22 protein-coding genes, 1 tRNA gene, 2 pseudogenes and 1 riboswitch are annotated in these 22589 nt (G+C 68.3%); of the genes and pseudogenes, 14 read left to right on the forward strand and 11 right to left on the reverse strand.

Annotated features, from left to right (window positions below; all coding sequences use genetic code 11):
• The first annotated feature begins 142 nt into the window (after positions 1-142).
• The 3 genes and pseudogenes from moaA to AWC18_RS06540 all read left to right on the forward strand — a co-directional run bounded on the left by moaA (position 143) and on the right by AWC18_RS06540 (position 2745).
• Positions 143-1156 carry a GTP 3',8-cyclase MoaA gene (gene moaA, locus AWC18_RS06530; RefSeq protein ID WP_234806451.1) on the forward strand — a complete coding sequence of 338 codons (1014 nt, stop codon included), beginning with the start codon at positions 143-145 and terminating at the stop codon, positions 1154-1156.
• A 3-nt stretch (positions 1157-1159) separates the two neighbouring features.
• A complete protein-coding gene (locus AWC18_RS06535) occupies positions 1160-1441 on the forward strand; it encodes a MoaD/ThiS family protein (RefSeq protein WP_085138149.1) in 282 nt (93 codons plus the stop codon).
• A gap of 247 nt (positions 1442-1688) precedes the next feature.
• Positions 1689-1882, forward strand: a riboswitch (cyclic di-AMP (ydaO/yuaA leader).
• 9 nt (positions 1883-1891) lie between these two features.
• Positions 1892-2745 (forward strand): annotated as a pseudogene (locus tag AWC18_RS06540) (transglycosylase family protein).
• Between the two features lie 69 nt (positions 2746-2814).
• Here AWC18_RS06540 and AWC18_RS06545 read toward each other — a convergent pair.
• The 4 genes from AWC18_RS06545 to AWC18_RS06560 are packed head-to-tail and all read right to left on the reverse strand — an operon-like array spanning position 2815 to position 4397.
• Positions 2815-3234: a molybdenum cofactor biosynthesis protein MoaE gene (locus tag AWC18_RS06545; protein ID WP_064998752.1), complete on the reverse strand. Its 420-nt coding sequence runs from the start codon at positions 3232-3234 to the stop codon at positions 2815-2817.
• Between the two features lie 14 nt (positions 3235-3248).
• Entirely contained in the window at positions 3249-3728 is a 480-nt protein-coding gene (locus AWC18_RS06550) for a MogA/MoaB family molybdenum cofactor biosynthesis protein (protein ID WP_420093316.1), read from the reverse strand.
• Positions 3725-4198: a cyclic pyranopterin monophosphate synthase MoaC gene (gene moaC, locus AWC18_RS06555; protein WP_064998734.1), complete on the reverse strand. Its 474-nt coding sequence runs from the start codon at positions 4196-4198 to the stop codon at positions 3725-3727. The genes AWC18_RS06550 and moaC overlap by 4 nt, the downstream gene beginning before the upstream one ends.
• 10 nt (positions 4199-4208) lie before the next feature.
• Positions 4209-4397 (reverse strand): hypothetical protein, encoded by a 189-nt coding sequence (locus AWC18_RS06560; protein WP_064998733.1) that lies wholly within the window; start codon positions 4395-4397, stop codon positions 4209-4211.
• Positions 4398-4459: 62 nt separating this feature from the next.
• On the opposite strand from AWC18_RS06560, the gene AWC18_RS06565 reads away from it, so the two are divergent.
• The 3 genes from AWC18_RS06565 to AWC18_RS06575 all read left to right on the forward strand — a co-directional run bounded on the left by AWC18_RS06565 (position 4460) and on the right by AWC18_RS06575 (position 9024).
• Complete coding sequence (locus AWC18_RS06565; RefSeq protein WP_085138151.1) at positions 4460-6796, forward strand: helicase-associated domain-containing protein; 2337 nt, start codon at positions 4460-4462, stop codon at positions 6794-6796.
• A gap of 102 nt (positions 6797-6898) precedes the next feature.
• Positions 6899-8554, forward strand: a complete 1656-nt coding sequence (locus AWC18_RS06570; RefSeq protein ID WP_085138152.1) for a DNA repair helicase XPB — start codon at positions 6899-6901, stop codon at positions 8552-8554.
• Positions 8555-8598: 44 nt separating this feature from the next.
• Positions 8599-9024: a pyridoxamine 5'-phosphate oxidase family protein gene (locus AWC18_RS06575; protein WP_085138153.1), complete on the forward strand. Its 426-nt coding sequence runs from the start codon at positions 8599-8601 to the stop codon at positions 9022-9024.
• Between the two features lie 12 nt (positions 9025-9036).
• Here the strand turns inward: AWC18_RS06575 and AWC18_RS06580 are convergent, their stop codons facing one another.
• Genes AWC18_RS06580 through AWC18_RS06590 form a run of 3 tightly spaced genes read right to left on the reverse strand, consistent with a single transcriptional unit; the run spans position 9037 to position 12694 of the window.
• On the reverse strand, positions 9037-9321 hold the full coding sequence (locus AWC18_RS06580; RefSeq protein WP_234806442.1) for a hypothetical protein: 285 nt from the start codon (positions 9319-9321) through the stop codon (positions 9037-9039).
• Positions 9322-9334: 13 nt separating this feature from the next.
• Complete coding sequence (locus AWC18_RS06585) at positions 9335-11467, reverse strand: 3-hydroxyacyl-CoA dehydrogenase NAD-binding domain-containing protein (RefSeq protein ID WP_085138154.1); 2133 nt, start codon at positions 11465-11467, stop codon at positions 9335-9337.
• A gap of 15 nt (positions 11468-11482) precedes the next feature.
• On the reverse strand, positions 11483-12694 hold the full coding sequence (locus tag AWC18_RS06590) for an acetyl-CoA C-acetyltransferase (RefSeq protein ID WP_064998728.1): 1212 nt from the start codon (positions 12692-12694) through the stop codon (positions 11483-11485).
• 210 nt (positions 12695-12904) lie between these two features.
• Between AWC18_RS06590 and AWC18_RS06595 the strand changes: the two genes are divergently transcribed.
• Positions 12905-14095, forward strand: coding sequence for a pyridoxal phosphate-dependent aminotransferase (locus AWC18_RS06595; RefSeq protein WP_085138155.1), 1191 nt, complete (start codon positions 12905-12907; stop codon positions 14093-14095).
• On the opposite strand, the gene AWC18_RS06600 is transcribed toward AWC18_RS06595, so the two are convergent.
• Positions 14082-14534 (reverse strand): SRPBCC family protein, encoded by a 453-nt coding sequence (locus AWC18_RS06600; protein WP_064998727.1) that lies wholly within the window; start codon positions 14532-14534, stop codon positions 14082-14084. The genes AWC18_RS06595 and AWC18_RS06600 overlap by 14 nt on opposite strands.
• Positions 14535-14579: 45 nt before the next feature.
• Positions 14580-15023 (reverse strand): SRPBCC family protein, encoded by a 444-nt coding sequence (locus AWC18_RS06605; RefSeq protein WP_064998726.1) that lies wholly within the window; start codon positions 15021-15023, stop codon positions 14580-14582.
• On the opposite strand from AWC18_RS06605, the gene AWC18_RS06610 reads away from it, so the two are divergent.
• The 5 genes from AWC18_RS06610 to AWC18_RS06630 all read left to right on the forward strand — a co-directional run bounded on the left by AWC18_RS06610 (position 15022) and on the right by AWC18_RS06630 (position 19232).
• A complete protein-coding gene (locus tag AWC18_RS06610; RefSeq protein WP_234806443.1) occupies positions 15022-15450 on the forward strand; it encodes a DUF732 domain-containing protein in 429 nt (142 codons plus the stop codon). The two genes, AWC18_RS06605 and AWC18_RS06610, sit on opposite strands and share 2 nt — an antisense overlap.
• 64 nt (positions 15451-15514) lie before the next feature.
• Complete coding sequence (locus AWC18_RS06615) at positions 15515-16003, forward strand: DUF5078 domain-containing protein (RefSeq protein WP_085138157.1); 489 nt, start codon at positions 15515-15517, stop codon at positions 16001-16003.
• Positions 16004-16108: 105 nt separating this feature from the next.
• A complete protein-coding gene (locus tag AWC18_RS06620) occupies positions 16109-16759 on the forward strand; it encodes a hypothetical protein (protein ID WP_133054985.1) in 651 nt (216 codons plus the stop codon).
• Complete coding sequence (locus AWC18_RS06625) at positions 16756-18192, forward strand: linalool dehydratase/isomerase domain-containing protein (protein WP_064998722.1); 1437 nt, start codon at positions 16756-16758, stop codon at positions 18190-18192. The genes AWC18_RS06620 and AWC18_RS06625 overlap by 4 nt, the downstream gene beginning before the upstream one ends.
• A gap of 41 nt (positions 18193-18233) precedes the next feature.
• A complete protein-coding gene (locus AWC18_RS06630) occupies positions 18234-19232 on the forward strand; it encodes an oxygenase MpaB family protein (protein ID WP_085138159.1) in 999 nt (332 codons plus the stop codon).
• Positions 19233-19235: 3 nt separating this feature from the next.
• Here the strand turns inward: AWC18_RS06630 and AWC18_RS06635 are convergent, their stop codons facing one another.
• The gene (locus AWC18_RS06635; RefSeq protein WP_234784514.1) at positions 19236-19982 is read right to left on the reverse strand and encodes a serine protease; all 747 of its coding nucleotides are present in this window, start codon (positions 19980-19982) and stop codon (positions 19236-19238) included.
• A 315-nt stretch (positions 19983-20297) separates the two neighbouring features.
• Between AWC18_RS06635 and AWC18_RS06640 the strand changes: the two genes are divergently transcribed.
• On the forward strand, positions 20298-20735 hold the full coding sequence (locus AWC18_RS06640; protein WP_082961170.1) for a DUF5994 family protein: 438 nt from the start codon (positions 20298-20300) through the stop codon (positions 20733-20735).
• A 78-nt stretch (positions 20736-20813) separates the two neighbouring features.
• Here the strand turns inward: AWC18_RS06640 and AWC18_RS06645 are convergent.
• Positions 20814-20878, reverse strand: a tRNA-Phe gene (locus AWC18_RS06645).
• Between the two features lie 174 nt (positions 20879-21052).
• On the opposite strand from AWC18_RS06645, the pseudogene AWC18_RS06650 reads away from it, so the two are divergent.
• Positions 21053-22498 (forward strand): annotated as a pseudogene (locus AWC18_RS06650) (rolling circle replication-associated protein).
• The last annotated feature ends 91 nt before the right edge of the window (positions 22499-22589 follow it).

The following is a 22589-nucleotide window of genomic DNA, read 5'->3' on the forward strand; positions in this document are numbered from 1 at the left end:
CGAATCGGATACGGATATGACGTTGAGGCAAGTGGGTCTGCGCACACCCCCACCGGATGCGGAGGGGGCCGGCGCGGACCACCAGGAGGCGCACCGCAAGGCGGCCTTCCACCAAGCCGTGGAGCGCGCCGTTGCCACGCAGATGCCGACCACCGGGCCGCTGGTGGACACTTTCGGCCGGGTACACACCGATCTGCGGATCTCCCTGACCGACCGCTGCAACCTGCGCTGCACCTATTGCATGCCGGCCGAGGGCCTGGACTGGATTCCCGGTCAGCACCTGCTCAGCGACGACGAGCTAATCCGGCTGATGCGGATCGGTGTCACCCGGTTGGGTATTGCCTCCATCAGGTTCACCGGCGGCGAGCCGCTGCTGGCCCGCCATCTCGAAGGCGTGGTGGCCGGCGCCGCCGCGCTGCGGCCGCGGCCTGAGATCGCGCTGACCACCAACGGTCTGGGACTGGCACGCCGGGCCGACGCCCTGGTCGCGGCGGGGCTGGACCGTATCAACGTGTCGCTGGACACCGTCGACCGCGCCCACTTCGCCGAGATCACCCGGCGGGATCGCCTGCCCGACGTCCTGGCCGGACTGGACGCGGCCGCGCGGGCCGGGATGCGGCCGATCAAGGTCAACGCCGTGCTCGATCCCAAGATCACCGCCGACGACATCATCAACCTGCTGCGCTTCTGCCTGGTTCAGGGCTACCACCTGCGGGTGATCGAAATGATGCCGCTGGACGCCGACCACAACTGGAACCGCGACGCCGGGCTCAGCGTCGAGCAACTGCTGGAGGCGGTGCAGGCCCAGTTCAGCCTGCGGCCCGACCCGAAGCCGCGCGGCTCCGCGCCGGCCGAGATCTGGCTGGTCGACGAGGGCCTGCAGACACCGGCGGGGACGTTCGGGATCATCGCATCGGTCTCGCGGCCGTTCTGCGGAGACTGTGACCGGACCCGGCTCACCGCCGACGGCCAGATACGCAACTGCCTGTTCGCCACCGAGGAGTACGACCTGCGCACCCTGTTGCGAGATGGTTCCGATGACGACGCCATCGAGCAGGCGTGGCGGGCCGCGATGTGGACCAAGAAGGCGGGCCATGGCATCAACGACCCGGACTTCATCCAACCGGACCGCCCGATGAGCGCGATAGGCGGTTGATCGATGAACTATGAGTCCAATGCCGTCGATACCGGCGTCACGGTGACGGTCCGTTATTTCGCGGCGGCACGGGCCGCGGCCGGCACCGAGTCCGAGACCATCAGCGTGCCCACCGGGGGCGGAGTGGGCGCCCTGGCGCACACCCTCGGCGCCCGTAATGAGCGACTGGCTGCGGTGCTGAGCCGGTGCTCCTACTTGCGCGACGGAGTCGCGGTGCGCGACGCCGAGGCGGCGTTGCAGCCCGGCGAGACCGTCGACGTCCTGCCCCCATTTGCCGGCGGATAAGCATGATCTACGTCACATAACGAATTGATCACGGCCCGGCAACAACTTGGTGGAGCACCCTATGAACTGCGTAAACGCAGGCCCTTCCTGGTGGTTTGAGAAGAAACAGCGAGGAAAACGCCGGGGAGCGTCACGGGTGACTCTGCGGGTAAGAGCGGTTACGGTACATCTCCGGGTGTATCGAAAATTTTCCGTTCGATCCGCCTGTCCTCACCCGTAGCGCCGGACTCCATCCAGCGGGCGAGGAACAACACAAATACCTGATGGATGGAGACGGGGGACCCACTGGGTCCGCCAAGAGCGGCCCTGAGGCTATGACCGGCCTCTTGGGGTGAAGCCGACGACGCACAGCGTGCAACGACGCACCGTATGCATCCAGGCCGGGCAGACCCCTCTGCCCGAACCCGACGCTGACCTCGCAGGCGTAGACAGAGAGGATTTCACCACCGTATGAGTGGACGGCATCGCAAGCCCACCCAATCGAACGTCAACATCGCCAAAATCGCTGTCACCGGAGCCGTGATCGGTGGTGGCAGCCTGGCCCTCGCCGGGACCGCCGCCGCGGCCACCGATGACGAATGGGACCACGTAGCCCGGTGCGAATCCGGCAACAACTGGGGTATCAACACCGGCAACGGCTACCAGGGCGGGCTGCAGTTCTCGCCGAGCACCTGGAGCGCGCACGGTGGTGGCAAGTACGCCCCGTCGGCACACATGGCCAGCCGCGAACAGCAGATCGCGATCGCCGAGCACGTGCTGGCAACCCAGGGCCGTGGCGCCTGGCCGGTCTGCGGCCGCGTGCTGTCCGGCGCCTCGCCGCGCGACGTTCCGGCTGAGCCGGCGGCTGACGCCCCGATCGACAACCCCGAAGTCAACGGCGAGGCCGTGGCCTTGGACAACCCGCTGGCTCCCCCGCCCGCTCCCGAGCCCGCACCGTGGTGGCTCCCGCCGGCCCCGGAGGCTCCGGCTCCCGCCGAAGACGCCGCACCGGTGGCTCCCGCAGGCTGGTTCCCGGAGGCTCCGGCCCCCGAGGCTCCGGCTCCGGAGGCCCCGGCCCCGGCAGCTGAGGACCTGGCTCCGGCCCCGAGACGCCCGCACCTTGGTGGCTCCCGCAGGCACCTGAGGCTCCGGCCCCCGAGGCCCCGGCGCCCGCCGACGAGGCGGCTCCGGCTCAGGACGGCGAGCGCCAGGAAGCCGTCTCGGTCGGCTTCCACCAGCAGCTGTGGCAGGCCGTGCGCTCGGAGAACATCAACGGCAACGACGCGCTTGACGCGTTCGCGCTGCAGCCCAGCCGGGTTATGTAACGCGGCTATCGCACCTACGAAAACGGGGGCCGGTCATCCGGCCCCCGTTTTTCGTGCCCAGCGTGACCGTCAGGCCGAGCCGACCCACTCCTCGGTGTCGTCGGCGAAGAACTGGTGCTTCCACACCGGCAGCCGCGCCTTGATGGTGTCGACCAGCAGCGCGCAGGCCTCGAACGCCTCCCGGCGATGATCGGCCGCCACAGCGGCCACCAGCGCTGCGTCACCGATGTGCAGCACACCGATCCGGTGACTGGCGGCCAGCGCGCGCACACCGACGGCCCGCTCGGCTACCTCGGCCAGCACTTCGGCCATCACCTGCTCCGCCGACGGGTGCGCGGAGTACTCCAGCCTCCGCACCTGCTGACCGTGGTCGTGGTCACGGATCATGCCGACGAACCCGACAATCGCCCCCGCGGCCCGGTGGCCCACCAACTCCTCGTGTTCGGACAGCACGACGGGCTGCTCGGTGATCGCCGCCCGCAGGACCAGCGCCGCGGGGCCCGTCACCGGTGGTCTCCACCGGCGAGCTGATCCAACGCATGATCGAGGACATCGGCGAGCACGCCAAGCCCGTCGCGTACCCCACCGGATGATCCGGGCAGGTTGATGACCAGGCTGCGGCCCGCCACCCCGCACACGCCGCGAGACAGCACCGAGGTCGGCACCTTCGGCAGCCCGGACCGGCGGATGGCATCGGCCAGGCCGGGGATCTCGTAGTCGAGAACGGTGAGCGTCTGCGCGGGGGTGTCGTCGGTCGGCGAGATGCCGGTTCCACCGGAGGTGATGATCACGTCGGCCCGCTCGGCCACCGCGGCGCGTAGGGCCACACCCACCGGCGCGCCGTCAGGCACTACCTCCGGCTGCACCGGGGCGAAGCCGCGCTCGCCCAGCCACTCGGCGATGATCGGACCGGTGCGGTCGGTGTACTCCCCGGACGCGGCGCGGGTGGAGGCGATGATGACGCGGGCGGTCCGGGCGCTCACGAGCGCTCCCAGGCCCCGGTACGGCCGCCGTCCTTGCTCAGCACGCGGATGTTGTCGATCACGGCGGCCCGGTCGACGGCCTTGATCATGTCGTAGAGGGTCAGGGCCGCCACGCTGACCGCGGTCAGCGCTTCCATCTCGACCCCGGTGCGATCCGTGGTCCGGACGGAGGCGCTGATGTCGATCTGGGATTCGCCGATCGCGAAGTCCACGTCGACACCGGTCAGAGCCAATTGGTGGCAGAGCGGAATCAGATCGCTGGTGCGTTTGGCGGCCATGATGCCGGCCACCCGCGCGGTGGCCAGCGCGTCCCCCTTGGGCAGCCCCCCGGCCGAAATCAGCTGAATCACTTCGGCGGTAGTGCGCAGCACACCGCCGGCGACCGCCACACGCTTCGTGGTCGCCTTGGCGCTGACATCGACCATGTGGGCCGCTCCCCGGTCATCGAGGTGTGAGAGCGGCCCGGTCATGGCGTCACCGCTACCGGTTGACGACCGTGACCGGATGCAGGTAGGGCAGCTCTTCGGACGGCAGCGGGAACACGAGGTCCCCGAACGGCGACAGCGCGCCGGTCCGATCGGTGCGCAGCTCGCTGACGGCGGGTTCGCCGTCGGTCTTCGGCCAACCGTTGTCGACGTACCGGTTCTTGTTGTCCAGGTTTCCAGCCACGGATCCATTCTGACAGGTCGCGATCGGCGACGTTCACCGGTTGGGCCTTACGCTGGTCGTCGATGACCGAACGCGCCCGAGGTGTACCACTGGGGTCGTGGCTGGCCGACCTACCCGATGAGGATCTGATCCGGCTGCTCAAGCTACGGCCCGACCTCGCCCAGCCACCGCCGGGCAGTATCGCCGCCCTGGCCGCGCGGGCCCAGGCCCGTCAGTCGGTTCGGGCCGCCACCGACGAGCTGGATTTTCTGCGGCTCGCCGTCCTCGACGCGCTGCTGGAACTGCATGCCGACGGCTCCGGCGTGCCGGTCGCCGATCTGCTGGCCCTGCTGCGCGAGCGCGCCCCCGCCGACGCGGTGACCGAGGCGCTGAACGACCTGATCGAGCGGGCGTTGTGCTGGGGCTCGCATCAGCCGGATCAGCACGACGGGGTGCTGCGCGTCGTCGCCGAGGCGGGCGCCGGCCTGCCGTGGCATCCGGGTCAGGTGACCCGAGAACAACCGGCCCACGGTGAACACGACATCGCCGCGCTTCGCGACACCATCGCCGACCTGGATGCAGCGCAGCGTGATCTGCTGGACAAGCTGCTGAGCGGCTCGCCGATCGGGCGCACCCGCGATGCCGCCCCCGACGCTCCCCCGGATCGTCCGGTGCCCAAGCTGCTGGCGGCCGGACTGCTGCGCCGGATCGACGACGAGACGGTGATCCTGCCGCGGCTCGTCGGTCAGGTGCTGCGCGGGGAGCAGCCGGGCCCGGTCGCGTTGCATGAGCCCGACCCGGTGGTGTCGCAGACGACCGCGGCCGATGTCGACGCGGCGGCCGCCGGGGCGGTGATCGACGTATTGCGCGAACTCGACGTCATTCTCGCCAATCTGAGCGAAACGCCGGTGCCGGAGCTGCGCAGCGGCGGCCTGGGTGTGCGCGAGGTCAAGCGACTGGCGAAGGCCACCGGGGTCGACGAGGTCCGGCTGGGCCTGCTGCTCGAGATCGCCGCGACCGCCCGGCTGATCGCGGCCGATTTTCCGGACCCCGCAGTTGCCGATCAACGGGACTGGCCCGATGCCGACGGTCCCTACTGGGCGCCGACGGTGCTCGCCGACCGATTCGCCGAGCAGTCCACCGCCCAGCGTTGGCATCTGCTGGCCGCCACCTGGCTGGATCTGCCGGCCCGGCCGGGTCTGATCGGCAGCCGCGGCGCCGACGGCAAGCCCCGCGCGGCGCTGTCGACGCCGTTGTTCTCCACCGCCGCCCCGCTGGATCGTCGGCTGCTGCTGGGCATGCTCGCCGAACTTCCGGTCGGCGCCGGGGTCGACGCGGTCAGCGCGTCGCGGGCGCTGATCTGGCGCCGGCCGCGCTGGGCCAACCGGCTACAGCCGGGCCCGGTCGGCGAACTGCTCGATGAGGCCCATGCCCTGGGTGTGCTGGGTCGCGGCGCGCTCAGCTCGCCGGGCCGGGTCCTGCTGGCCGGTGGCGCCGAAGGCACTGCGCCCGACGCCGCGGAGGCCGCCGCGGTAGCCGCGATGACCAAGGCACTGCCCGAGCCCATCGACCACTTCCTGGTGCAGGCCGACCTGACCGTGGTGGTGCCGGGGCCGCTGAAACGTGAACTCGCCGAGGAGCTGGCCATTGTCGCGACCGTGGAATCTGCCGGCGCCGCAATGGTCTATCGGGTCTCCGAACAGACCATCCGGTCGGCGTTGGACGTGGGCCGCACCGGCGCCGGGCTGCGCGCGTTCTTCGAGAAGCACTCCAAGACTCCGGTGCCGCAGGGGCTCACCTACCTGATCGACGACGTCGCGCGCCGGCACGGGCAGCTGCGGATCGGACTGGCGGCCTCCTTCGTGCGCTGCGAGGATCCGGCCCTGCTGGCCCAGGCGGTCGCCGTTCCGGCCGCCGAGGCGCTGGGCCTGCGGATGCTGGCCCCGACGGTGGCGGTGGCGCAGGCTCCGCTTGCCGACGTGTTGGCGGCGCTGCGCGACGCCGGTTTCGCCCCGGCCGCCGAGGATGCCACCGGAACGATCGTCGACATCCGGCCACGCGGGATGCGGGTGCACACCCCCGCGGAGCGTCGCGGGCATCGACCGCACACCGGACCCGGTGACGACAACCTGACCGCGCTGGTGCGGGTGCTGCGCACGGTGACCTCGGCGCCGTTCGACAACATCCGGCTGGATCCGGTGACCGCGATGATCATGCTCAAGCGCGCCGCACTGGAGCGGGCCACGGTCATGATCGGCTATGTCGATGCCGCCGGGGTGGCCACCCAGCGCGAAGTGGCCCCCACCCAGGTGCTGGGTGGGCGGCTGGTGGCGTTCGATTCGACGTCGGGGCAGATGAAGGACTTCGCGATCCACCGCATCACGTCGGTGTCGTCGGCGGGCGAAGACTCGGCGCCCTGAGCAAGGTGTCGGTCGGCTCCGGATAATGGGCCTCATGCGTGCTGCCGACTGCAGAGCGCCGGGGTACCCCAGCTTGCTGGGGGACGATGATGGGAGCAGCGCATGAGCGGTGTCGACGGGCCGTTGATCGTCCAATCCGACAAGACCGTGCTGCTCGAGGTCGACCACGAACAGGCCGGTGCGGCGCGCGCTGCCATTGCGCCCTTCGCCGAGCTCGAGCGCGCCCCGGAGCACATTCACACCTACCGCATCACCCCGCTGGCGTTGTGGAACGCCCGAGCTGCCGGCCACGACGCCGAGCAGGTGGTGGACGCCTTGGTCAGCCACTCCCGGTATGCGGTGCCGCAGCCGCTGCTGGTCGACATCGTCGACACCATGGCGCGCTACGGGCGCCTGCAGCTGGTGAAGAGCCCGGTGCACGGCCTGACCCTGGTCAGCCTGGATCGTGCGGTGCTCGAAGAGGTGTTGCGCAACAAGAAGATCACTCCGATGCTCGGCGCCCGCATCGATGACGACACCGTGGTGGTGCATCCCAGCGAACGTGGCCGCGTCAAGCAGATGCTGCTCAAGATCGGTTGGCCCGCAGAGGACCTGGCGGGGTATGTCGACGGCGAGGCGCATCCGATCGAGCTGGACCAGAACGGCTGGGAGCTGCGCGACTATCAGGAGATGGCCGCGGACTCGTTCTGGTCGGGCGGTTCCGGGGTGGTGGTGTTGCCCTGCGGCGCCGGCAAAACCCTGGTCGGTGCCGCGGCAATGGCCAAGGCGAAGGCCACCACCTTGATCCTGGTCACCAACACCGTCGCGGGCCGACAGTGGAAACGCGAACTGGTGGCACGCACCTCGCTGACCGAAGAGGAGATCGGCGAGTATTCCGGCGAGCGCAAGGAGATTCGCCCGGTCACCATCGCCACCTATCAGGTGATCACCCGGCGCACCAAGGGTGAGTATCGGCATCTGGAGTTGTTCGACAGCCGCGACTGGGGACTGATCATCTACGACGAGGTGCATCTGCTGCCGGCGCCGGTGTTCCGGATGACCGCCGATCTGCAGTCTCGCCGCCGCCTGGGCCTGACCGCGACGCTGATCCGCGAGGACGGCCGCGAAGGCGACGTGTTCTCGCTGATCGGGCCCAAGCGCTACGACGCGCCGTGGAAGGACATCGAGGCGCAGGGCTGGATCGCCCCGGCCGAGTGCATCGAGGTCCGGGTCACCATGACCGAGAGCGAGCGGATGACCTACGCGGTCGCCGAGCCCGAGGAGCGCTACAAACTGTGTTCCACGGTGCACTCCAAGATCGCGGTGGTGCGCTCCATACTCAAGCAGCATCCCGGCGAGCAGACCCTGGTGATCGGCGCCTACCTCGACCAGCTCGAAGAACTCGGCCAGCAGTTGGACGCCCCGGTGATCCAAGGCTCGACGCGTACCGCCGAGCGCGAGAAGCTGTTCGATGCCTTCCGCCGGGGCGAGATCTCCACCCTGGTGGTGTCCAAAGTCGCCAACTTCTCCATCGACCTGCCGGAAGCCTCAGTGGCCGTGCAGGTCTCGGGCACCTTCGGCTCCCGGCAGGAGGAGGCTCAGCGGTTGGGCCGGCTGCTGCGCCCCAAAGCCGATGGGGGTGGGGCGATCTTCTACTCGGTGGTCGCCCGCGACAGCCTGGACGCCGAGTACGCCGCGCACCGGCAGCGTTTCCTGGCCGAACAGGGCTACGGCTACATCATCCGCGACGCCGACGATCTGCTGGGCCCGGCGATCTGAGGAAGCCGCCATCGCGGCTGTCGCATCGCGGCTAGCCTCGGACCATGGCCCTGTCGAAGGACGAACGCGAACAGTTTCTGGCCGAACCGCACATCGCGGCACTCTCGGTGAGCGCCGGGATCGGCCGCGGCCCCCTGACCGTGCCGATCTGGTATCAGTACGCACCCGGCGGTGAGCCCTGGGTGATGACGGCCGCCGGGTCGCGCAAAGCCAAGCTCATCGAGGCGGCGGGATGCTTCTCGCTGATGGTGGAGCGCACCGAGCCCACGTTGCGCTACGTCGCCGTCGACGGCACCGTCAGCCGCATCGAGCCCGGTACCGAGGAACTCCATGCCGAGCTGGCGCACCGCTACCTGCCGCCGGAACGAGCCGAACGCTTCCTTGCCTACGCCGCGGCCGAACTGGGCGAGCAGGTGGTCATCTATCTGCGTCCCCAACACTGGATTTCGGCAGACCTGAGGGCCATCTGAGCCCAGGCCGGCTCAGCGCACGCAGACGTCGGCCGGCAGCAGCAGCATCACCGGCCACAGCGCCACCGAGGTCACCGTCGCCACCTCGTAGACACTGGACGGTGGGATGCCGTACTGCCGCTCGGCCTGCGCTTGGAGGCGCTCGACACCGTCGGGGTGACCGAACAGCCACACCACCCCGGCGATCACGTAGACCAGGCCGAGCCACAGCCCCGCCTCGACCAGCGCCCCCACACTCACCTTTCGGTTGAGCAAACGCAGAATCCCCCGAAACCGCGGGGTTTCGGGGGATTCCACGTTGTCAGCCTGACTACAGCAGCGACGCCGGCGGGTTGAACCGTTCGCCGTACTTGGCGGCCAGTTCCTTGGCCCGCTCCACGAACGCGGCCTTGCCGCCCGGGTAGCCGGTGATGAACTGGGCGGTGCCACCGGTCCAGGCCGGGAACCCGATGCCCATGATCGCGCCGATGTTGGCGTCGGCGGTCGACTTCAGCACGCCCTCGTCGAAGCACTTCTGCGTCTCGAGCACCTCGGCGAAGAGCATCCGGTCGATCATGTCCTGCAGCGGCGGGTTCGAGCTGCCGGAGTTGAACGTCTCCCGCAGGCCCGGCCACAGACCGGCGCGCTTGCCGTCGACGTACTCGTAGAAGCCGGCACCCTTGAGGCGCGACGGACGGCCGATTTCGATCATCTTGTCGACGACCTCTTCGTTGAGCTGCCTGGGCAGCGTGCCGCCGGCCGCCTCGACACCCTCGCGGGTGGCGATGGCGATCTTCTGCATGAGCTCCAGGTTGAGCTCGTCGCAGAGCTGCAGCGGAGCGGCCGGGTAGCCGGCCTGCAGACCGGCCTGCTCGATGCTGGCCGGCTCCACGCCCTCACCGAGCAGCATCAGGGCCTCGTTGACGAAGGTGCCGATCACCCGCGAGGTGTAGAAGCCGCGGCTGTCGTTGACCACGATCGGGGTCTTCTTGATCGCCAGCACGTAGTCGAACACCCGGGCCAGCGCCTCGTCGGAGGTCTTCTCACCCGTGATGATCTCCACCAGCGGCATCTTGTCGACCGGCGAGAAGAAGTGGATGCCGATGAAGTCTTCCTGGCGCTTCACGCCGGTCGCCAGACCGGTGATCGGCAGGGTCGAGGTGTTCGATCCCAGCAGTGCGTTGGGCTCGACGATGTCCTCGATCTCCTGGAAGACCTTGTGCTTGAGCTCCTGGCTCTCGAAGACGGCCTCGATCACGAAGTCGACACCGGCCAGATCCTGCACATCGGCGGTCGGGGTGATCTTGTCCAGCAGCGCCTGCGACTTCTCGGCGGTGGTGCGACCCCGCTCGAGCGCCTTGGCCTCCAGCTTCTCCGAGTAGCCCTTGCCCCGCTGGGCGGCTTCCAGGGTGACGTCCTTGAGCACCACATCGAAGCCGGCCTTGGCCGACACGTAGGCGATGCCGGCACCCATCATCCCGGCGCCGAGCACACCGATCTTGCGGATCGGGGTCTGCCCGATGCCCTCGGGCCGGCTTCCGCCGCCGTTGATGTGCTGCAGGTCGAAGAAGAACGCCTGGATCATGTTCTTGGCGACATTGCCGGTGACCAGCGAGACGAAGTAGCGGGTCTCGATACGGCTGGCGGTGTCGAAGTCCACCTGCGCACCCTCGACCGCGGCGGCCAGGATCGCCTTCGGCGCCGGCATGTTGGCGCCCTTGAGCTGCTTGCGCAGCAGAGCCGGGAACGACGGCAGGATCGCCGCCAGGGCCGGGCTGGACGGGGTGCCACCGGGCATCTTGTAACCCTTGGCGTCCCACGGCTGCACGCCGCCGTCCGGGTTGGCCTTGATCCACGCCTTGGCGGCGGGCACCAGCTCCTCGACGGTCGGCACGACCTCGTCGACCAGGCCGATTTCCTTGGCCTTGGCCGGCTTGAACCGGGTGCCCTGCGCGAGCACGTTCATGAAGGCGTTCTGGATGCCCAGCATGCGCACCGTGCGGGCGACGCCGCCACCGCCGGGCAGCAGGCCCAGGGTGACCTCGGGCAGACCGAGCTGGCTGCCCTTGACGTCCGCGGCGATCCGGTGGTGGCACGCCAGCGCGATCTCCAGGCCGCCGCCGAGCGCGGCGCCGTTGATGGCGGCCACGACGGGCTTGCCCAGGGTCTCCAGGGCCCGCAGGTCGGCCTTGATGCTCTCGCACTGCTCGAACACGGCCTCGGCGTCGTCGGGGCCGACGTGGATCATCGCCTTGAGGTCGCCACCGGCGAAGAAGGTCTTCTTCGCGCTGGTGAGCACCACACCGGTGACCGAATCCTTCTCCTCGATGAGCCGCTGCACCGCGTTGTGCATGGACTCGCGGTAGTGCTCGTTCATCACATTGGCCGACCCGGTCGGGTCATCCAGGGTCAGCGTGACGATGCCGTCCGCGTCCTTGTCCCACTTAATGGTGTTCTCTGCCATTTTTTCTCAAACCTCTCAGACGCGCTCGATGATGGTGGCCACGCCCATGCCGCCGCCGATGCACAGCGTGATCAGGGCACGCTTGGCACCGCGACGCTCGAGCTCGTCGACCATGGTTCCGGTGATCATGGCGCCGGTGGCGCCCAGCGGGTGGCCCATCGCGATGGCGCCACCGTTGACGTTGAGCTTCTCGTCGGGGATCTTGAGGTCCTTCTGGAACTTCAGCACCACCGATGCGAACGCCTCGTTGAGCTCGAACAGGTCGATGTCATCGACGGTCAGCCCGGCCCGGTCGAGGACCTTGACGGTGGCCGGGGTGGGGCCGGTGAGCATGATGGTGGCGTCGGCGCCGCTGGTGGCGGTGGCCACGATGCGGGCCCGCGGGGTCAGCCCCTGCGAGGCGCCGGCCTTCTCCGAACCGATCAGCAGCAGGGCTGCGCCGTCGACGATGCCCGAGCTGTTGCCGCCGGTGTGGACGTGGTTGATGGACTCGACCCAGTGGTACTTCTGCAGGGCCACGTCGTCGAAGCCGCCCATCGCACCGATGCCGTCGAAGGCGGTGCGCAGTTTGCCCAGGCCCTCCAGGGTGGTGTCGGGGCGCATGTGCTCGTCGTGGTCGAGGATCACCAGGCCGTTCTGGTCACGAACCGGGATGACGGACTTGGCGAAGTAGCCGCCCGACCAGGCGGCTGCCGCCCGCTGCTGGCTGCGCAGCGCGTAGTTGTCGACGTCCTCGCGGGAGAAGCCCTCGATGGTGGCGATCAAGTCGGCGCCGATGCCCTGCGGGGCGATGTAGTTGTCGTAGGTGAAGGGCACGTCGGAGAACATCGCGCCGCCGTCGGAGCCCATCGGGACCCGGCTCATCGACTCCACACCGCCGGCCAGCACCAGGTCGTCCCAGCCGGACCGCACCTTCTGGGCGGCGGTGTTGACGGCCTCCAGGCCCGAGGCGCAGAACCGGTTGAGCTGCACGCCACCGGTGGTGTCGGGCAGGCCGGCGGCCAGCACCGCGGTACGGGCGATGTCGCCACCCTGGTCACCCACCGGCGAGACGCATCCCAGGATGACGTCGCTGATCAGGGTCTCGTCCAGGTCGGGGTGGCGGCTGCGCAGCTCGTTGATCAGGCCGACAACCAGGCTGAGCGGCTTGACCTCGGTCAGTGCCCCGCCACGCTGCTTGCCGCGCGGGGTGCGAATGGCCTCGTAGATGAAGGCTTCTTCGGACATGGGAGATTCCTCTTCAGTATTGGTGTTCGATGCGGATCGACTGCGTTCCCCCGCAAGCGGGTGGTGCCCCCAGGTGGGAGCGTAGACCTCTGTTTCGCAGCCTAACAGGCTGGCCTATCAACCGGATGGTTGGTCCGTCTGGATCCTATGCCCGGCCGCTCTCTCGGCCTCGTCGCAGCCGCTTTAGGCTCGGGTTCCATGACGGCGCGGATGGTCTCACGGCTGGAGCCCTATGCCACCACGATCTTCGCCGAGATGTCGGCGCTGGCGGCACGGATCGGCGCGGTCAACCTCGGCCAGGGTTTCCCCGACGAGGACGGACCGCCCGCCATGCTCGAAGCCGCGCGGGCCGCGATCGCCGACGGCGTCAACCAGTACCCGCCCGGTCCCGGCATCCCGGCCCTGCGCCAAGCCATCGCCGGGCAGCGCGCCCGCCGATACGGGATCGATTACGACCCCGACACCGAGATTCTGGTGACCGTCGGCGCCACCGAGGCCATCGCCGCCGCAGTGCTCGGCCTGGTGGAGCCGGGCTCCGAGGTGGTGCTGCTCGAACCGTTCTACGACTCCTACTCACCCGTGGTCGCCATGGCCGGGGCACGCCGGGTCAGTGTGTCGCTGGTGCCCGACGGGCGCGGATTCGCGTTGGACGTTGACGCCTTGCGCCGCGCAGTGGGTCCCGCGACCCGGGCGCTGATCGTCAACTCACCACACAATCCGACCGGCACGGTCTACACCGACTCCGAGCTGGCCGAGATCGCCCGCATCGCGGTGGAAGCCGATCTGCTGGTGATCTCCGACGAGGTCTATGAGCATCTGGTCTTCTCCGGACGGACCCATCGCCCCCTGGCCGCCTTCGAGGGGATGGCCGAGCGCACCATCACCATCTCCAGCGCGGCGAAGATGTTCAACTGCACCGGCTGGAAGATCGGCTGGGCCTGCGGACCGGCGGAACTGCTCGCCGGAGTGCGGGCCGCCAAGCAGTACCTCAGCTATGTCGGCGGGGCGCCGTTTCAGCCGGCGGTGGCGCTGGCGCTGAACTCCGAGGACGCCTGGGTGGCGGCACTGCGCGCGACCATGCAGGCCCGCCGGGACCGGCTGGCCGACGGCCTGCGGGGCATCGGATTCGAGGTGCACGACAGCTTCGGCACCTATTTTCTCTGCGCCGATCCGCGGCCGCTGGGCTACGACGACAGCACGGCGTTCTGCGCCGAACTTCCCCACCGGGCCGGGGTGGCCGCGATCCCGCTGTCGGCGTTCTGCGTGCCCGGTTCGGAAGCGAGCGCTCCGGATGTCTGGAATCACATGGTGCGGTTCACCTTCGTCAAGCGGGAGGACACCCTCCACGAGGCGATCCGGCGGCTGGAGGTACTGCGCGACGGGCCGGCTACGGCTCGGTAGCGGTGTTGTCGCCCATGATGCGCTGACGCAGCTGTTCGGTGGCGATGCTCAGCACCAGCTTGCTGGCGCGCCGGACGATGAACTCCGGGATCGGCCCGGACGGTTCGACGGTGATGTCGAAACGCACCCGGGTGCTGTCGGGACCTTCCCGGGTCAGGGTGTATTCGACATGCTGGGCACGCTGCTGCGATGTCGCCTGCGCATCCCAGACCATCCAGTCCGGACCCCAGTGGTATTCCAGGATCTCCTTGTCCACCAGGCCAAGGATCTTGATGGTGGCCAGCACGTGATGAGGACGGCCGTCCTCATACTTGTCGAGGATTTCGATCCGCTTGTGCACCGGCGACCACGACGCCAACTCGGACACATCAGCGAGCGCGTCGAGGATTGTCTCCGGCGGCGCGTCAATCACAATTTCCCGCGATGCTCGAACAGCCACTGGACCGAGCCTAACGCCGCGTCCTGCCGGCGGCAGGATTTGGCGTCAGCGGCCCTTCTTGAGCTTGAGCACCTGGGTGCGCAGGCCGTCGGTCGCGGTCTTCATGCCGCCCTTGAGAGCGTTCTTGAGCAGGAAACCGGGGAGCGGGATCGAGGGGTCGACGGCCATGTCGAATCGGACCTTGGTCTTATCGCCCTGCGGCGTCAACGTGTACTTGGCCTCCTGCGACTTGAGTTGGCCGGCCGACACCAGGGTCCAGCCGACACTGTCGTCGGTCCAGGCGTATTCGACGACCTGCTCATCGGTCAGGCCCGCCGCCTTGATCTTCATCCGCACCCGACGCGGACGGCCGTCGTCGTAGGTGTCGAGCACCTCGGCACTCTGGTACTGCGGCGACCAGGACGGAACAGATTCGACGTCGGCGAGGACATCGAAGATCTCCTCCGCGCTCGCTTCGATGACCACCTCGCGGGAATCCTTGACTGCCATGGCTGGCACCCTAGCCAGGCGCGCGGTGCTGCGCGGGTATTTGGGCCGTCCGAGAGTCGCCCCGTCGCCGGGTGGCGGTGGCACCATGGACATCATGCATGTGACCGTCCGGATCGCCGCACCCCTGCTGGCCGCCGTGGCACTGAGCGCCGCGCCGGCCGCTCACGCCGACGACGCGAGCTACCTGGCGCGGGTCAACGCCGCCCCGGTGGCGATCCCGGTCACCGACCACGTCAAAGTGACCTCGGGGCACTACATCTGCGCCCAATTGCGGATGTATGGCCACACCGGCACGTACCGCTCCGGCATCTCCCCGGGCGATCTGGTGCGCCAGCTGACCAACACCTTCTACTACAGCCCCGAAGCCGCCGACGTTCAGATTCAGGCGGCGCAGGCCGAGATCTGCCCGGAGACGTTGCGACCCTGAGCCCGCGGTTGTTAAGGCTGAAATCGGGAGTCCGGCAACACCGCAACTGGTAACGTCCGCCCCCATGACATCCACAGTGAGTCGGTTCGCGCGCGCCGCGAGCCTTGCAGCAGTTGGGGCGGGCCTGGTGGCCGCAGGCGCCGGCGTCGCCGCCGCAGACGACCCGAACGCGGTTCCGGAACCGATTCTGACCACCCAGTGCTCAGTGGACCAGTTGTTGGCCGCGACCAAGGTCGTCGACCCGCCGGCCTACGACGAGTTCGTGACGAAGTTCAATCAAGAGCCCCAGGTGCTGAAGGACCAGATCGTCTTGCGGCTGAAGAATCTGCTGGCCAAAGACCCCGCCGGCCGACAGACCGAGGTCGATCAGCTCGCCGTGGTCTTCCCGTACTACGCGGCGCTGTTCCGTGCCCAGGAATCGGCCGCTCCGGAGATCGCCGAGCAGTGCAGCACCTTCCCGGCCGAAGACCCCTCGGTGTGGGCCCCTGCCGTCGAAGCCACTCCCACCCCGGCTCCTGAGGCGCCCAGCAGCACGGAGCCCACTGCCACGTAATGGCTGGGCAATCGCCCACCCATTGACGCTGAGGCCAGCTCACCCAACCTTTTCGGCGAGGGAGGTGCATGGGCCATGCTGTGCTGCCTCGTCGCCGGTTCTGTGATGGCGCTCGTGTTCCGGATCCGGTTGTGGCTGACGCGTCGTCGGCCGGGATCGCTGGACCAGTTCGCCCCACCGGCACGCCGATCTGCGACCGGTGAGGCCGTGCCGCCGCGTACGCCGGCGACCCCGCGAGCGCCGAGCGGACACGGCCAGCGAGCCTTGTCCGCGATCGCCGCCGGAATGCTCTCGTATCTCGCGGTCATCGCCGGTCTGCTGTCCACCGGTCTGGCGCACAGCACGGCCGACACCACGACGTGGGCAGTGCGCACGACGCTGTGGCTTACAGCGGCGGCCGCGTTGTGTGCCCTGGCGTGGCGGCAGAGCCTGGGCCGGCGGGCCCGTGCGATCACCGTCCGGGAGCGGGTGGGTGGTGCGCTGGCCGGCATCGGGGTGGCGTGGTTTGTGCTCGGCGTGGTGGACATGCATCTGTTCGGTGCTTTCGCCCTGGGGGCGCACAGCGCTCACGGCGCCATGACGGCCCACCATATCTCCACCTGGTGGGATGTCGTCTTCCACAGCAGCGGCGCAGCGCTCGCGGTCGCCGGCTGGCTGACGCTGCCGGTGCGCCCACTCGACGAGGACAACGAACCAGGCGAACTGGAGCTCACGTTTGCCACCAGTGCGGCGCAATTACAAGGGAGCGTGCCATGAGTTCGACCCCCACGGTCGCCATCAACACCACCGTCACCGAATCCACCGTCGAAGATCTGGCGGTACTGCGCTACCTGCTCGACCTGACGCTGCAACCGCTGGACCGGTTCGACGGCTTCACCGTCACCGAGCAATTTCTGTTGGGCGCGTTGCGTTATCAACTCAACAATGTCGGGTGGGCGCTGTCGTTGGCCCAACGGACCCGCACCCCGGCCTTCACCGGCTACCTTGCCGAGGCACAGCGCAACGCCATCCACAAGATGCGCGATCGCCGGGTGTGGCGCTATTGGGCCTACGAGCAACTGGCCGGATACGGCCGCTGGGACCCGGACCCGATCGCGCACGACAACGTCATGTACTCCGGCTACCTCGCCGTCATGATCGGGCTCTACGAATCACTCAACAACGACCGCAGTTTCAGCGATCCCGGCGGACTGGAGCTGCGGTGGAGTAAACGACGCAGCTACCCTTACGATTTCGGATCGCTGTGCGAAGCGATGGTGCGCAACATGCGCAAGCGGCCCCACTGCCCGCAGTACCCGTGTGAGCCGCACCTGATCTATCCGCTGTGCAACACGTTCGCGCTCAACGGCTTGCTCATGCATGACCGACTGCATGGCACCGACTGGTCTTGCGACCTCATCGATGCAGTCCGCACCAGCTACACCAGAGACGGCTGGATCCGCCCGGACGGCCGGTTCGTGGTCGCTCGCACGGCATTCGGAATGGCCCTGCCGGGCCTGATCACCGGCAACGACGCCTGGATCGCCTACTGGCTGCACAGCCTGATGCCCGACATCGCTCGCCAAACCTGGGACACGGTGAGCACCAAGCTGCTCGCGATCGGCACCGACGGCCAGATCCTCATCAAAGGCAAGGCCGAACAACTGATCGACGTCGGGAACTACAAGATGGGCAGCAGCGGCGGCGGCCCGACCCACGGAATGCTGGCCAACGCCGCAACCGAGTTCGGCGACCACGACATCGCCACCGCGGTGAACAACTCAGTGCAGCAGCGCTATCCACTGATCTATCAGCACGGCGCGGCCCGCCACAGCAATCTGTCGGTGTTGGCCAACACCTACCTGGCGCTGGCCCGATTCGGTGGGCCACAACGCATGAGCGAGTTGATCAGCCAAGACCGTGCCGAGCACTGGCGCAGGGGGCCCGTCCTGGCGCAGGCGGCCTACCCGGATGTTCTCGTGGCACGCGCGGTCAGCGACGGGTCCGCACTCGACCTCGTTCTGCGTCCCGGGGACGGTCCGGTGACGGCCACACTCGGGATCGGCAACCTCACCCCGGAGGCCGAATACGTGGTCACCGGAGGCTGCACCGCAACGCTTCGCGCCGACGCCGGTGGCGCCGCACACCTGACGGTTCCGTTGCGTGATCGCACCGAGCTGCGCATCGCCCCGAACCGGCCACCGCAGTAGGTGGTTGACAATCCCGACATCACCGAAAACACTCGGTTCCCGTGGCCGATGACGCAACGGAAACCGATGCCCGCACCAATGCCGACGCGGCGGCCTCTTTCGGCCCGCATTCGGTGTCCTGGCGGGTGTTGACCGCCCCGGCGACCGCTTTGATGATCGCTCAGATCACCAATCTGCTCGAGATTCCGCACCTGGATTTTCAGGCCGCGCTGTTCGACCATGACCCGCTGTTCCCCACCAATAAGAAGCGGCAACGGGGCAGCCGCGGAGCGGGCCGGCGCAAGGACGGTCATTTCCACGACCGGTTGCGGCGAACCCTGTCCGTTCCACTGCCCATGGTGTTCGGCGACAACGAGGCAGCCTGGAGCTGCGCCACAAGGCTTTTCAACTATCACCGGCCCATGACTGGTGTCGGCGCCGACGGCCGGACGCCGTATTCGGCAACGTCGCCCGAGTCGATGCTGTTCGCCGCGGTCACGATCTCGCATGCGGCGCTGATCGCCTACGAGCGCTTCGCGTTCGACGGCCGCCGGCCTCCGCGCCGACTCGATCAATCCGAGCGCGACCAGTACTTCGCCGAGATGTCGCAGATCGCGGTCATGATGGGCGTGCCCGCCGAGGATGTGCCGATGAGCGCTACGGAGGTCGATCAGTACTACCGCTCGATATCGGCGAAGTTCGGGACCCGGCCCGGCTGGGAATCCGCCCGGCTGCGCACCGCCGCGGCCCTGCTGTTGCCCGACTCCTGGTCCGACGTGGTGGCCACCACCAACGATGTGCTGCTGGTGCTGTCGACCCTGGTCTCCTATGCGGCCCTGCCGAAGCCGTCGCGTCGGCTGCATCGCCTGTCGGCGATCACCGACCCGGCACTGTCACTGACCCGGCTGGCCACCCTGCCCCTGTTCGCGCTGCTGCAGGTCCCGGCGGTCGAGCGAGCGGTGCTGCGTTGGTATTTGGGCGAAGCCGACCGAGCCGTGCTGGTTGAGGCCCGGCGCCAGATCCAGTCGGCATCCGCCGAGTCCCTGCGAGCGGTGAGCTGAGGTCTAGGAGCGGCCCCCGAACCCGGCACCCGGCCCGCCCTTGGCGTCCACGTCATCGAGGATCGCCTCGAACAGCACGATCCCGGGACCGGGCTGGGTGAGCGGACCGGTGGGGACGGCGCCGTCGCGGACCATCCCGACGAGTAAGTCGTCGACGGTGACCGGCGCCCCGTCATCACCGGGCAACCACCACTCCTCGTCCCCGGGATCCACGCCTGTAGGTCCGATGTCGAAACAGTTCAGTCCGGTGCCCCGGCCAAGCTTGCAGGCGTGCCGCACCGCCCCATGCTCCGTGGGGGGCTCTGGGCTCTCGGCCTCGGCGGCCGGCGGTTCGGCGGGCTCGGGGGGCGCAGGGGGCGCAGGAGGCTCGGCGGAGCCGATGCCGAAGATGCCGAAGCCTTCGTAGTCGGCGATGGAGGCCACCTTCGCCGGATCGAATTCGATCACCGCATAGTCGAGGCCCTCGTCGGCGGCCACGACGGAGCCCACGGGACCGTGGTCTTCAGCACCCTCGACCAACACCGACGAACCCGGCCCGCCGCAGTGCGCCGCGGTGAAGCCGACCAGGCTGCCGGCACCGTCGCGGCCGATGGTGGTCAGCGTGCACAACGCGTCGTCATGCAACACGATCGCCGCGCCACCGCCGAGCAGGATCTTGTCCTCCACCGCGGAGGCGTTCGGCAGCCCGGCAGCAGCGATCACGGCTACGGCGCCGATCGCCGACACTCGCCGAGCCAAGTCAGGGTGCACAGCGGCTTAGTTTATGGGGCCGCTCCGGTGGTGCCCGGCATTCCTGGGGCCGCTTCGGCTTGTGCCGAACTGTCCCCGAAACGCTGCCGACCGCGTACCGTCAGAGGTGAGCCATTTCATCGTCGGTGATGGTCCCCCCTGTTTCTCGCCGGGCGACCCCACGGGCAATTGTGATTCCTCCGCCTAGCCGCAACCGCAGCCAGACGAATCCGAACGTGGGCGTAAGCGCCGGGGATTGTGAGATATGTTGCGCAACATAGTGAAACCGGGGCCTAACTGCTGCCAACATTCGGCGCAGCTGCGATGATCACCTCGATGGGAAGCACGCGCCAGGCCCGCCCGGTCCGCGTCGCGGTGGCTCGCAAGCTCGGCCAGGATATCGACGGCGCGTGGTGGCCGCGCGTAGATCGCATCACCAATGAGCTTCCAGACCTTGTCTCGGTCCTGACACCTCTGCTCGGCGACATCACCGCCATCACCGTGAACTGGTCACCGCTGCAGCGACCACCGGACCTCAACTGGCCGGGCTGGGAGAGCAAACCCCAACACGTGATGACGATCGGCGGCGAACAGGCCCGCGTGAATCTGCTCGTCATCTCATACGCGACCCGCACCGCTCTGGCCTTGATGGTCATGCGCTGTGCTGCGAATCTGCCCATCGAGGTCGCAGATCGCGACAAGCCCGTGTGCCTGACCGCAGGCTCGGTTCTGCGGTGCGCGCGTCGGCAACAGGCGGCTGCTTGCGCGGGCTGACGCCGGCGGTCGTCTGCGGGGAGTTGGAGCGTAAAGGGATAGGTCTGGGCAGTGCCCAGCCTGAATTAGCTTCTGAAGTGGCCAGGGCCGGGATCGAACCGGCGACCTTCCGCTTTTCAGGCGGACGAGATAGCCACTGACCTGCGGTTTATCTGATTGTGTGCGTCGTATGCGCCGCATTGAGCTGTGCTGACGCATCAGGTCTGTCCGACGAGCGGACATGAACCGGACACGGTGCTCGCACTCCCGACCAGGGATTCCCCGACGGCCCGTCACTTCGTGATGCGCGCCGCGGGCTCCCGGGGAGCAGGTACCGGATGCCCAGAATCACCGGATCGACCGGCGGGCACGATACCCACGGCGGCGCAGCGGTCCACCGTTTGGCCAGCCACCACCCGAACGGCCAGCCGGAACACGGCCGGAGCCGCGGACGCCGGGAGGCCGCGAGCTCCCGAGGCCGCCAGGCCGCAGGGCGCGACAGCCGGCCGGGAGGCGGTAGCGGCGGAGGTCGTGTTCCGGCTGGGACTCCCGGGCTTGTTATATGTCCCAAAAGTGTCCGCGACGACGCCGAGTCCGGTGATGACGCGGTCTGGTCGGTCGTAGATGCGCTGCGGCTGCGGTTCCCGAGCCCCGAGATGGTCGCTTCCGCAGCGGGCCTCTTCGAGCCGGCGGCGCCGTGGGCACGCGGCAGCGACCGACTCGGCGTAGAACCGGAATCCGGGCGGATTCGGATCACGGTCGGCCCGGGCGTAGTCCGCCTGAGCTGGGCCAATCCGGTCCGCGCCGAAAGAGCAGCCGAACACGAGGTGGATCGGCACCGGTTCGACGTGGCGGTCGAGGAAGACCGCATCAAATCCGGCCGGAATGAAGTTGACCCGCCTGGCCGGTCGATCACTGAATGGTCCCGGAAGTCGCGTGCTGCGATGTGTCGCACCTTCGCCGAACTGGACTACACGCCGCTGGTGGAGTCCGGGCGGGTACCGGCGATGATCACCCTGACCTATCCCGGCGACTGGGAAGTCGTCGCCCCCGACGGGGCCAGCGTGAAGCGGCACATGATCCTGTGGCGCAAGCGCTTTCAACGTGAGTACGGCGAGCCGGCCCGCTACATCTGGAAGCTGGAATTTCAGCGGCGCGGCGCACCACACATCCACCTGTGGATGACACCGCCGATGCGGCCGGGCCGCTCGGGCCGCGGCTTCGCTCAGTGGCTCTCGGAAGTGTGGGCGCAGGTCGTCGACCATCCCGCCCCAGAGGAAAAGGCCCGCCATCGGCTCGCCGGCACCGCCATCGACGTACGCAACGGTCTGAAAGCCTGCGACCCCAAACGCCTGGCGATCTACTTCACCAAGCACTCGTCACCAAACCTGGACGGCGACAAGGAATATCAACACATCGTTCCCGAACTATGGCGGCGGCCTGGACGTGGCCCCGGCCGGTTCTGGGGCGTCTACGGGCTCAAGAAGGCCACCGCCGTCGTCGAGGTCACGCAGGATGCGTACCTGACTGCACGCCGAATCGTCCGGCGCTGGTCGCGCAGCCAGGCGGTTTACGGCAACTCGACCGACCGCTTCCCCACCGACATCGTTCCGCGAGTGGCCGTCCGCCTGGTCCCCCGGATCGACCGGGATACCGGTGCCGTGAAGCATCGACGTGTGCGGCGACGACGGACGCTCTGCAACCAAGGCGGCTTGGCCGGCGGCTACGCCCTGGTCAACGACGGACCAGGTTTCGCTGCCCAACTGGCCCGTGCAATATCCTGAATCCATCCCGCACACCACCGTTGGCGTGCGTTCAACCTGCGCCATTACCCGGAAGGTCTGGATTACGGCGGTGGCGGGGTTGCCACCGGGG

It is taken from the genome of Mycolicibacter nonchromogenicus, from assembly GCF_002101775.1.
Classification (GTDB): Bacteria; Actinomycetota; Actinomycetes; order Mycobacteriales; family Mycobacteriaceae; genus Mycobacterium; species Mycobacterium nonchromogenicum.

Coding starts and splice junctions, on each gene's coding strand:
- moaA (WP_234806451.1), top strand. CDS start 143: ATGCCGACCACCGGGCCGCTGGTGGACACTTTCGGCCGGGTACACACC.
- AWC18_RS06535 (WP_085138149.1), top strand. CDS start 1,160: ATGAACTATGAGTCCAATGCCGTCGATACCGGCGTCACGGTGACGGTC.
- moaC (WP_064998734.1), bottom strand. CDS start 4,198: ATGACCGGGCCGCTCTCACACCTCGATGACCGGGGAGCGGCCCACATG.
- AWC18_RS06565 (WP_085138151.1), top strand. CDS start 4,460: ATGACCGAACGCGCCCGAGGTGTACCACTGGGGTCGTGGCTGGCCGAC.
- AWC18_RS06570 (WP_085138152.1), top strand. CDS start 6,899: ATGAGCGGTGTCGACGGGCCGTTGATCGTCCAATCCGACAAGACCGTG.
- AWC18_RS06575 (WP_085138153.1), top strand. CDS start 8,599: ATGGCCCTGTCGAAGGACGAACGCGAACAGTTTCTGGCCGAACCGCAC.
- AWC18_RS06585 (WP_085138154.1), bottom strand. CDS start 11,467: ATGGCAGAGAACACCATTAAGTGGGACAAGGACGCGGACGGCATCGTC.
- AWC18_RS06590 (WP_064998728.1), bottom strand. CDS start 12,694: ATGTCCGAAGAAGCCTTCATCTACGAGGCCATTCGCACCCCGCGCGGC.
- AWC18_RS06595 (WP_085138155.1), top strand. CDS start 12,905: ATGGTCTCACGGCTGGAGCCCTATGCCACCACGATCTTCGCCGAGATG.
- AWC18_RS06610 (WP_234806443.1), top strand. CDS start 15,022: ATGGCTGGCACCCTAGCCAGGCGCGCGGTGCTGCGCGGGTATTTGGGC.
- AWC18_RS06605 (WP_064998726.1), bottom strand. CDS start 15,023: ATGGCAGTCAAGGATTCCCGCGAGGTGGTCATCGAAGCGAGCGCGGAG.
- AWC18_RS06615 (WP_085138157.1), top strand. CDS start 15,515: ATGACATCCACAGTGAGTCGGTTCGCGCGCGCCGCGAGCCTTGCAGCA.
- AWC18_RS06620 (WP_133054985.1), top strand. CDS start 16,109: ATGGCGCTCGTGTTCCGGATCCGGTTGTGGCTGACGCGTCGTCGGCCG.
- AWC18_RS06625 (WP_064998722.1), top strand. CDS start 16,756: ATGAGTTCGACCCCCACGGTCGCCATCAACACCACCGTCACCGAATCC.
- AWC18_RS06640 (WP_082961170.1), top strand. CDS start 20,298: ATGGGAAGCACGCGCCAGGCCCGCCCGGTCCGCGTCGCGGTGGCTCGC.